This window comes from Acidovorax sp. KPB24-03, assembly GCF_057546605.1.
In genome coordinates, this window is record NZ_BAAJYR010000149.1 from 1 (window position 1) to 8,915 (window position 8,915).

Here is an 8,915-nt window from a genome sequence, read left to right on the forward strand (position 1 = left end):
TCCGTTCCCCCCGGTCCCCCGCCGCCGGCCCCCGACCCCGCCCCCGGTCGCAACCTGCGCGCGCAGGAGGCCGTGAGCGCCTACGCGCAGACCGAGCAGGGTCCGCAGGTGCCCCGCCAGCCGCTGTCGCGCGTGCAGGACGTGATGACCGTGGGCGCCCTCACCGTGCCGCCCGACATCCGAGTGAACGACGCCTGGGCCACGCTGGCGGAGCACCGCATCGCCCAGGCGCCCGTGGTCGACGCCGCGGGCCACGTGGTCGGGCTGCTGCTGCGCGCCGACATGGCGCCGCTCGATCTGCTGCCCGAGCCCGGCAGCGTGAAGGCGGCCATCGATCTGGCGCGCCGGCCCGTCTCCGAGATCATGGTGAGCCCGGTGCCCACCGTGGCCGCCGACACCGAACTGCGCCGCGTGGCGGGCGTGCTGCTCGACACCGGCCTGCCCGGCCTGCCGGTGACCGACGAGGCCGGCACCATGACCGGCTTCATCTCGCGCACCGACATCCTTCGCGCCGTCGCGGCCGACCCGCCCCTGGACCTCTGGAGCTGAAGCGGCCCGCGGCGCCAGCCGCTGCCGCGGCGCAGCACCGCCACCGCGCATGAAAAAACCCGCGGGGCCTGACAGCCACGCGGGTTCTTGATGAATCGAGTCAGCCCGCAGCTGGCGCCACGGGCCGCGCCCCCGATGGGCGAATCGCTCAGCGGATCACTCGGCTGAAATCGCCTCGGGCTCGGCGATCTCCACCGAGGGCAGCGGGCTCGCCAGCACCTTGTCGATGGTCTTGCCGTCCATATCCACCACCTCGAACTGCCAGCCCTCCCACTGCACCGTGTCGGTCACGCGGGGCAGCTTGCCGGTCAGCAGCATCACCATGCCGCTGAGCGTGTGGTAGCGGCCGCGGTCTTCCTCGGGCACAGCGTCCAGGTTCAGGCGGTCTTTCAGTTCGGGCACGGGGATGTGGCCGTCCAGCAGCCAGCTGCCGTCCTCGCGCTGCACCGCCCAGGAGGTTTCGGGGTCGCGGGCGTGGAATTCGCCCGTGATGGCCTCGATCAAATCCTGCAGCGTGACGATGCCCTGCACTTCGCCGTATTCGTCGATCACGAACGCCATGTGCAGGTCGGACTGGCGGAAGTTGTCCAGCAGCTCCATGCCGGTGATCGTCTCGGGCACGTACAGCGCCGTCTGCAGCGGCTGCGTGGCCAGGTCGCGCGCCTGCTCGCGCAGCGAGCGAGACAGCCACTGGCGGGCGTTCAGCACGCCCAGCACGTTCTCCATGCCGCCCCGCACCACGGGAAAGCGCGCGTGGTCCGACTCCTCGATGCATTTGAGGTTCTCTTCGAACGAGTCCTCCACGTCCAGCACCGCCACATCGGCGCGCGGCACCATCAGCGAGCCGATCTGGCGGTCGTCCAGGCGGAACACGTTGCGCACCATCTGGTGCTCGTGCGACTCGATCACGCCGGCGCTCGTGCCTTCGGCCAGCACCGCGTGGATCTCGGCCTCAGTCACCGCGCTGGCGTTGTTCTCCTTCACGCCCAGCAGGCGCAGCAGGCCCTGTGTGGACATGGACAGCAGCTTCACGAACGGCTTGGTCGCGATGGCCAGCCAGTTGATCGGGCGCGCCACCAGGCGGGCGATGACTTCCGGATGGCTCTGGCCCAGGCGCTTGGGCACGAGTTCGCCCACGACGATGGAGAAGTAGGTGATGAGCATCACCACCAGGCCGGTGGCCAGGTAGCTGGCGTATTTGGCCTCCAGCCCCAGCGTGCGCAGCCATTCGCCCAGGGGCTGGGCCAGCGCGGCTTCGCCGACGATACCGTTCAGCACACCGATGGAGGTGATGCCGATCTGGATGGTGGAGAGGAATCGGGTCGGGTCTTCGCCCAGCTTGACGGCAGCGACCGCGCCGCTATCGCCCTCATCGATCAGCTTCTGGAGCCGGGTCTTGCGCGCCGTGACCAGCGCCAGTTCCGACATGGCAAACAGGCCATTGAGCAGGATGAGGGCGAACAGTATTGCTATTTCCATAGACAGGGAACGGATGGGTTCCCTCAGAGTGAATCAACCGCAAATTGTAAGAAGTCACACCCGACGTGGGGTCATAAGGGCCGCCCGCGTAGGGACATTGGGGTGCCAGCGTGGTATTTGCGCCCTGTCCCTGCCGGAACAGGGCCTGCGGCAGGCGCCGTAGACCATGCATCGAAATGGCCTCCAGCGCAATAAGTACTAGGGCATATAGCTATTCAATTAATAGCAAACCGATGGCCAATCGATTTCAATGCCCTGCGGGGCCCGTCTCCGGCGTGCGCTCGGTGATCGCCAGCCCCGTGGCCGCATCGATGCGCAGGCCCTTGGGCAGCGGGAATTTCACCGTCTCCTCGATGCCGTCCATTTTGCGCACCGACACGGCGCCCAGCGCCTTGATGCGGTCGATCACCTGGCGCACCAAAATCTCGGGCGCCGAGGCCCCGGCCGTCAGCCCCACGCGGGCCACGCCCTCGAACCATTCGGCGCGCAGCTCCTCGGCGCTGTCCACCATGTAGGCCCGGGTGCCCAGGCGCGCCGCCAGCTCGCGCAGCCGGTTGCTGTTGGAGCTGGTGGGGCTGCCCACCACGATCACCAGGTCCACCTGCGGGCTCAGCACCTTGACCGCGTCCTGCCGGTTCTGCGTGGCGTAGCAGATATCCTGCTGCTTGGGCTCGCGCACGCTCGGGAACCGCGCGCGCACCGCCGCGCTGATCTCGGCCGCGTCGTCCACCGACAGCGTGGTCTGCGTCACCACCGCCAGCTTGGCCGTCTGCCCGGGCTGCACCCGGGCCACGTCCTGCACGTCCTCCACCAGGTGGATGCCGTGGTCTAGCTGGCCCATGGTGCCCTCCACCTCCGGGTGGCCCTTGTGGCCGATCATGATGAACTCGTAACCCTCCTTGGCCAGCTTGGCGACCTCCACGTGCACCTTGGTCACCAGCGGGCAGGTCGCATCGAACACGCTGAAGCCGCGCTCGGCCGCCTCGGTCTGCACCGCCTTGCTCACGCCGTGGGCCGAGAACACCAGCGTGGAGCCCGGCGGCACATCGGCCAGGTCCTCGATGAAGATCGCGCCCTTGGCCTTGAGGTCGTTCACCACGTAGGTGTTGTGCACGATCTCGTGGCGCACGTAGATGGGCGCGCCGAACTTCTGCAGCGCGCGCTCGACGATCTCGATCGCGCGGTCCACGCCCGCGCAAAAGCCGCGCGGCTCGGCCAGAACGATTTCCTGGGGTTTTTGCATGGCGTCAGAGCACCCCGATGAGCTGCACCTCGAAGGTGACCGGCTGCCCCGCCAGCGGGTGGTTGAAGTCGAAGCGCACCGCGCCGTCCTCGCGCACCGCCAGCACCACGCCCGCGTAGCTGCCCAGACCGTCCGGCGTGGGGAACTGCACCACGTCGCCCACCGTGTAGCGCTCGTCGGGATCGCCCAGCTCGGCCAGCAGCTTGCGCGCCACCCACTGCTGCATGTCGGGGTTGCGGTCGCCGAAGGCCTCGCCCGCGGGCAGGGTGAACGTGGTGCGGGTGCCCTCGGGCAGGCCGATCAGGCACTGCTCCATGGCGGGGGACAACTCGCCCGCGCCCAGCGACAGGGTGGCCGGCTTGTCGCCGAAGGTGTTGATCACGTCGCCCGCCGGGCCGGCCAGACGGTAGTGCAGGGTCAGGAAGGAACCGGCCTGCACGGTGGGAGCGGCGGCGGGAGAGGCAACGAGGGAGGTGGGGGCGAGGGTGGTCATGAGAGTCCCGATAAACTGGCCGCCATTGTAGAAACCCGCCCATTCCCTGCCCCGCGCGCGGCCATGCCGCCGCCCTTACCGGACCTGCCGCACCATGCTCATGAAAACCATGCCTGCCGACGCCCGGCCCCGTGAACGGCTGCTGCAGCGGGGCCCTGCCGCGCTGTCGGATGCGGAACTGCTGGCGATCATCCTGCGCACGGGCATCGCCGGCAAAGGGGTGATGGAGATGGCGTGCGAGCTGCTGGCACCCACCACCGTGGATTCGGCAACGGGCAAACCCACCGGAGGCTTCAGCGGCATCAGCGGGCTGCTGCACACCAGCGCCGATGACCTGCGGCGCATCAAGGGCCTCGGCCCTGCCAAACGGGCCGAACTGGTGGCCGTGTTGGAGCTGGCAAGGCGGGCGCTCGCGGAACAACTGAGCGAGCGTGAGGCGTTCGAGTCCCCCACGGCTGTGAAGCACTACTTGCAACTGCATCTGGCAAAAAAAGGCTACGAAGTTTTTGCCGTGATGTTCCTGGACGCCCAGAACCGCATGATCGCCCTGGACGAAATGTTCCGCGGCACGCTCACCCATGCCAGCGTGTACCCCCGCGAAGTCGTCACGCGCGCCCTGCACCACCACGCCGCCGCCGTGGTGCTGGCCCACAACCACCCCAGCGGCAGCGTGGAGCCCAGCCGCGCGGATGAAAACCTCACCAAGACCCTCACGAACGCCCTGGCGCTGGTGGACGTGCGCGTGCTCGACCACGTGATCGTGGCGCCCGGCAACGCGCTGTCGATGGCCGAATCCGGGCTGCTGTAGGACCCTCGCGGGCTGGGCTGCCGGGGTGGCGGCCTGCCTGCCGACTCCAGCCCCCTCGCCGCGCAGCATTGCCGATTGATTAACAATTGGTTAATCAATTCAATTGCTCGAAAGTCACTTTTTCGCTTTTTCCGATTAGCATTCGCCCCCAATAAAAAACGCGATCTCGAAGGGGGGATTGAATGAGCGCAGAACTCGCGGCCACGTTCTTCAACGTCGGCTACGGACAGACCCTGGCCCAGTCCATGGACAGGAACCAGGTGGACGTGCTGGTGCTGACGCAGGGCCAGTACATGAGCATCCTGCAGGACAAGGCCAGGCGCAATGCCGCCCTGGAATTCAACCTGCGCAAGATGCTGTCGCAGTCCACGTTCGGGCAGTACTGGCAGAAAGAATTCAGCCCGAATGCCAGCGAGCCGTGGGTCGGGCCCGTAGCGCAGGGGGCCAATGACATGCTTGCCATCACAAAGACGCTGAACGCCATCGGCATGGCCGGCATCGGCAGCTACATCAAGACCACGGCAACGGGCACGTACATCATCATCAAGGGGTACTCGGCCCAGCGCAGCAGTGCCCTGCAGGGAACGCGGTATCTGGCGACCAATCCTAAGATGCTGCAGCTCGGATTGGGGATGAAGAGTTTGCAGGGGATTGCCAAGGGCGGTTTTATTCTGGGCGTGGTGGTCTCCACAGGACTTGAGGTGATGGACTTCATGTTCAACGACGAGAAGACCATGTACGACCTGGTGGGCGGCATCGGCGTAGAAGCCGTCAAGGGAGGGCTTGGCGCCCTGGTGGCCTATGGCGCGGCTGCGTTTGTAGGCACTTCGATGACTGCGGTTGCGGTCGTTCCTCTCGGTTTTATGGCGGTGGTTGCACTCGCCACTGGCATCGGCCTGAATGTACTGGACCGCCGCTACAGCATCAAAGACCAAGTGATCACTGCCCTCAAAATGCTCCCGGAAGAGACGGCGCAGGGCATGTACTACATAGACACTAAAACCCAGTCTTGGCAGGACGATCTGCGCAATGCCATCGAGCAAAAAAAAGGTGGAGGCAGGGCGTGCCATCGACCGCAGCGTGCGGGACTGGCTTTGCCGAATCTCCTGCGGCAGATACTAGCGATGCCTGTTGACCGGAACACGATCTAATGAACGACATTCAGCAAATCCGAAAGAGCCTGATATGGGGCGTGCCGCTGTATTTGGGGTTAATTGCCGGCGCCTACTTGCTGACAGTCCACGAAATCCTGCCCACCATAGAGGCAATCACATCCAAAGCGCCGGTGGTCCGTATTGCGCCTTCGCTCCAATTGATCCCTTTTGTCGGCATCGCCTGCATCCTGGGGATTCTGGTTGCAAGCACCCGGGCCGTTCCTTTGAACGCCAGGAACATCAAGCGCTTCGAACGTGCATTCATTGCCGCTGTCGGGGTGTGTGTAGTCGCAATGGTCTTGATACCCGTGACGTCTGTGCTCCAACGCGTCTATATGCCCCGCAACGGGTACTCGATGTGCGCCGAGTTGAAAGACAACCCCACGTTTTGGTTTACAGACTGGGTGCGTAATCCAGCCTGGTGCGTCAAAGGCAAGAGCCTGGAATGGGTGAACGAGCAGGCCGGCGCGACCGCTCCCCCAGGCACGCCATAGGTGCGACCGCTACCACACCAGTTCACTTGCTATTAATTAAATAGCTACAGGCCAGCGCACTGACTGCGCTACCAGCTTATTTTTCCGGATTCAGTTCCTGAGGTTCCAGCCGCGCCTAAAAATCAAAAATATGTTTGATGTGAAAAAAATTCGCCGGGCGCTCATCTGGGGCATCCCGCTTTTTTTTAGGGCTCGCGGCAGGTTGTCTTTGGATGACAGCAGACATCCTGGTGACGGCCATTGTGAATGTTGTGAATCGCGCTTCCGCTGTTCGAATCACGCCCGGGGTTTGGGTTGCGCCGTTTTGCGCGGCATTCTCCTTGTTGGGAATCATCGTGGGATGCCTGCGAGCGGTTCCCGTGAGTGACCACGCGATCAAGCCTTTCGAACGCGCATTCCAGGCAGCAGTCTTAGGTGGAGTCGTGGCCATGTTCCTAATCCCGGCCACCTCGGTCATCCAACGCTTTTACATGCCAGGCATCGGTTACTCGATGTGTTCGGAACTAGAGGGCCACCCCACTATGTGGTTCACGGACTGGGTGCGCGACCCTGCTTGGTGCGCCAAAGGCAAGAGCCTGGAGTGGGTGAACGAGCAAGCGCGCATAGCCCGTCATCCCGGCAAGCCATAGAGGCGATCGCTGCAACATTCCGCCTTTTTGCTATTAATTAAATAGCGCCATGCCAGCACACTGATTGCGCTGGAGACCGATTCATGTCCGATATACGACCACGCCGAAAGCGTGCGCGCGACGTGCGCACCATCGATCCAACAATGTTCGCCGTTCAAAAACTCCGCAAGGGGTTGCTTTGGATCATTCCTCTTTTTTCGGCAGCGATTGCAGGCTGCTTCTGGATGACGGCAGAAATCATGGTGCCGACCATCTTGGATATCGCATACCGCGCGCCCGCAGTGCAAGTTACACCGGGCATGCTAGTGAGCCCGTTCTTGGCAGCGTTATTGATTCTGGGGATGGTCGTGGGCGGCATGCGCGCCATTCCCTTGAATGAACGCATCGTCAAACCAGTCGAACAAGCCATGATCATCGTGATGCTGGGCGCATTCGTTGGCATGTGGCTGGTTCCCATCACGGGCATCGCCCAACATTTCTTCATGCCGAGCCTGGGCTACTCCCCCTGCAACATCTTGCGGGGCAACCCCAACAAGTGGTCCAACGACTGGGTGCTCGACACGCAGTGGTGCGTCAAAGGCCAGACCATCGAATGGGTCAAGGAGCAGGCCCGCTTGGCCGTCACTCCTGGCGCTTCCAGATAGCCAAGAAACACACCTGCGGGCGAGCGACCGCCTCCTCCGCTCAGCACCCGGCCGGCCGATTTCCACGCAGGGTGAGCAGCCCGGTCACGCGCAGCGTGTCACCCGTGCCGTCCGTGGCCGTCAGCCGCTTGTTGACGATCTCGAGGTAGTCGCGGCTGTGGTGCACGTCGGTGTCGTCGCCGTCGCCGCTGGCGGTTGCGAACTCGCGGCCGCGCACGTTCAGGACCAGCCGGTAGAGCGAGTCGGCATTGGTGGCGTAGCGCACCGTGCCGGAGGCGGTGCCGTCGCCACCCACCCGGTCGGCGCCGTCGAAGGTGAAGCTGCACAGCTCGGGGGCCGTGCCGGTGGCGGCAATTTTGGTGACCTCGCTGGCGTTGATGTTTCCGTTGCCGTACGAGCCGTCCAGACCGCTGACCGAGGCATTGGTCACGGTGAGCGACGCCGCGCGTTCGTCCAGGGAATCGCTGCCCCCGCCGCACGCGGACAACAGCGCGGCGGCGGCCAGCAGGGTGGACAGGAGAGACAAGGTTTTGAGGGAGGTGTTCATGGCCAATGGGTCGGTTGTGGGATGGAGGAAAAGGCTCGCTGGGGCCCAGCCAAAGCCAGACACCGGCCATAACTGTACCATCATGTTCTGTTTTAAATGGTGGTTTTTTGGCGCCCTTTTTTGCCGGCAAGTGCCTGCGATGGATTGGCCCGCAGCCGGGCCTGCCCCCGGCGCACCTACACTGCGCGCCATGCCAGACACCCGCCGGAAGCCTTCGAGAAAACGCCCTTGGGGAGGGTGGGTTGCCGGCCTTGCGGGATCGGCCGTGCTGGTGGTGGCCTGCACGGGCGCGCGGCAGGGCCTTGAGCCGGAAGCCACCGCGCCGGGCGCGCTGCGCCTGATCGGCACCGCCGCCATCGCCCCCGGCAGCGAGGTGCTGGGCACGACCTTCGGCGGCATCTCGGGCATCGATTACGACCCGGTGCAGGACCGCTGGCTGCTCATCAGCGACGACCGCTCGGCCCTGCAGCCGGCGCGCGTCTATACCGCCACGCTGCGCTACACCGCCATGCACCTGGAGACCCCCGCGATCACCGGCACCGCACCGCTGCGCCAGGCCAATGGCGCGCCCTACCCTGCGCCGCGGCACGCCGCGCCCGATGTGGACGTGCCCGATGCCGAAGCGGTGCGCTGGCTGCCGGGCGGGCGCACTTTTTTTGTGGACCAGCGAGGGCGACTTCGCGCGCGGCTTCGGCCCGCAGTGGCGCGAACACCGGGCCGATGGCGCGTGGGTGCGCGAACTGCCCTTGCCCACGGCGTTCGGGCGGGTGCCCGACTTCCGGCGCGGGCCGCGCGCCAACGCGACGCTGGAAGGGCTGGCGCTGTCGCCGGACGCGCAGGCCTGCTGGCCATGGAACAGCCTGGGTCCAGGACGG

Annotated in this window: 10 protein-coding genes and 1 pseudogene; 6 read left to right on the forward strand and 5 right to left on the reverse strand. The window is 65.1% G+C overall.

Annotated elements, in window-relative coordinates:
- The coding region (locus AC27KI_RS15150) for a CBS domain-containing protein (RefSeq protein ID WP_487114552.1) at positions 1–549 on the forward strand (549 nt) is incomplete at its 5' end.
- Between the two features lie 156 nt (positions 550–705).
- On the opposite strand, the gene AC27KI_RS15155 is transcribed toward AC27KI_RS15150, so the two are convergent.
- From AC27KI_RS15155 to AC27KI_RS15165, 3 genes are all read right to left on the reverse strand, one after another.
- On the reverse strand, positions 706–2,028 hold the full coding sequence (locus AC27KI_RS15155) for a hemolysin family protein (protein WP_272567714.1): 1,323 nt from the start codon (positions 2,026–2,028) through the stop codon (positions 706–708).
- Between the two features lie 247 nt (positions 2,029–2,275).
- Positions 2,276–3,271, reverse strand: a complete 996-nt coding sequence (gene ispH, locus AC27KI_RS15160) for a 4-hydroxy-3-methylbut-2-enyl diphosphate reductase (RefSeq protein ID WP_284427615.1) — start codon at positions 3,269–3,271, stop codon at positions 2,276–2,278.
- A gap of 4 nt (positions 3,272–3,275) precedes the next feature.
- Positions 3,276–3,764 carry an FKBP-type peptidyl-prolyl cis-trans isomerase gene (locus AC27KI_RS15165; RefSeq protein ID WP_284408153.1) on the reverse strand — a complete coding sequence of 163 codons (489 nt, stop codon included), beginning with the start codon at positions 3,762–3,764 and terminating at the stop codon, positions 3,276–3,278.
- A 94-nt stretch (positions 3,765–3,858) separates the two neighbouring features.
- Between AC27KI_RS15165 and radC the strand changes: the two genes are divergently transcribed.
- The 3 genes from radC to AC27KI_RS15180 all read left to right on the forward strand — a co-directional run bounded on the left by radC (position 3,859) and on the right by AC27KI_RS15180 (position 6,220).
- Entirely contained in the window at positions 3,859–4,572 is a 714-nt protein-coding gene (gene radC / locus AC27KI_RS15170) for a RadC family protein (RefSeq protein WP_284405454.1), read from the forward strand.
- A gap of 182 nt (positions 4,573–4,754) precedes the next feature.
- Positions 4,755–5,723, forward strand: coding sequence for a hypothetical protein (locus AC27KI_RS15175; protein WP_487114554.1), 969 nt, complete (start codon positions 4,755–4,757; stop codon positions 5,721–5,723).
- Entirely contained in the window at positions 5,723–6,220 is a 498-nt protein-coding gene (locus tag AC27KI_RS15180; protein ID WP_487089914.1) for a hypothetical protein, read from the forward strand. Before AC27KI_RS15175 ends, AC27KI_RS15180 begins: the two co-directional genes overlap by 1 nt.
- 115 nt (positions 6,221–6,335) lie before the next feature.
- On the opposite strand, the gene AC27KI_RS15185 is transcribed toward AC27KI_RS15180, so the two are convergent.
- On the reverse strand, positions 6,336–6,554 hold the full coding sequence (locus tag AC27KI_RS15185; protein ID WP_487089915.1) for a hypothetical protein: 219 nt from the start codon (positions 6,552–6,554) through the stop codon (positions 6,336–6,338).
- Positions 6,555–6,932: 378 nt separating this feature from the next.
- Here AC27KI_RS15185 and AC27KI_RS15190 point away from each other — a divergent pair, with 378 nt between their 5' ends.
- Positions 6,933–7,493, forward strand: a complete 561-nt coding sequence (locus AC27KI_RS15190; protein WP_487114556.1) for a hypothetical protein — start codon at positions 6,933–6,935, stop codon at positions 7,491–7,493.
- Between the two features lie 40 nt (positions 7,494–7,533).
- Here the strand turns inward: AC27KI_RS15190 and AC27KI_RS15195 are convergent, their stop codons facing one another.
- Positions 7,534–8,040 (reverse strand): hypothetical protein, encoded by a 507-nt coding sequence (locus tag AC27KI_RS15195; protein WP_284408148.1) that lies wholly within the window; start codon positions 8,038–8,040, stop codon positions 7,534–7,536.
- A gap of 190 nt (positions 8,041–8,230) precedes the next feature.
- Here AC27KI_RS15195 and AC27KI_RS15200 point away from each other — a divergent pair.
- Positions 8,231–8,915: pseudogene (locus AC27KI_RS15200) on the forward strand (esterase-like activity of phytase family protein); the annotation flags it as partial.

Coding starts and splice junctions, on each gene's coding strand:
- AC27KI_RS15155 (WP_272567714.1), bottom strand. CDS start 2,028: ATGGAAATAGCAATACTGTTCGCCCTCATCCTGCTCAATGGCCTGTTT.
- ispH (WP_284427615.1), bottom strand. CDS start 3,271: ATGCAAAAACCCCAGGAAATCGTTCTGGCCGAGCCGCGCGGCTTTTGC.
- AC27KI_RS15165 (WP_284408153.1), bottom strand. CDS start 3,764: ATGACCACCCTCGCCCCCACCTCCCTCGTTGCCTCTCCCGCCGCCGCT.
- radC (WP_284405454.1), top strand. CDS start 3,859: ATGCTCATGAAAACCATGCCTGCCGACGCCCGGCCCCGTGAACGGCTG.
- AC27KI_RS15175 (WP_487114554.1), top strand. CDS start 4,755: ATGAGCGCAGAACTCGCGGCCACGTTCTTCAACGTCGGCTACGGACAG.
- AC27KI_RS15180 (WP_487089914.1), top strand. CDS start 5,723: ATGAACGACATTCAGCAAATCCGAAAGAGCCTGATATGGGGCGTGCCG.
- AC27KI_RS15185 (WP_487089915.1), bottom strand. CDS start 6,554: ATGATTCCCAACAAGGAGAATGCCGCGCAAAACGGCGCAACCCAAACC.
- AC27KI_RS15190 (WP_487114556.1), top strand. CDS start 6,933: ATGTCCGATATACGACCACGCCGAAAGCGTGCGCGCGACGTGCGCACC.
- AC27KI_RS15195 (WP_284408148.1), bottom strand. CDS start 8,040: ATGAACACCTCCCTCAAAACCTTGTCTCTCCTGTCCACCCTGCTGGCC.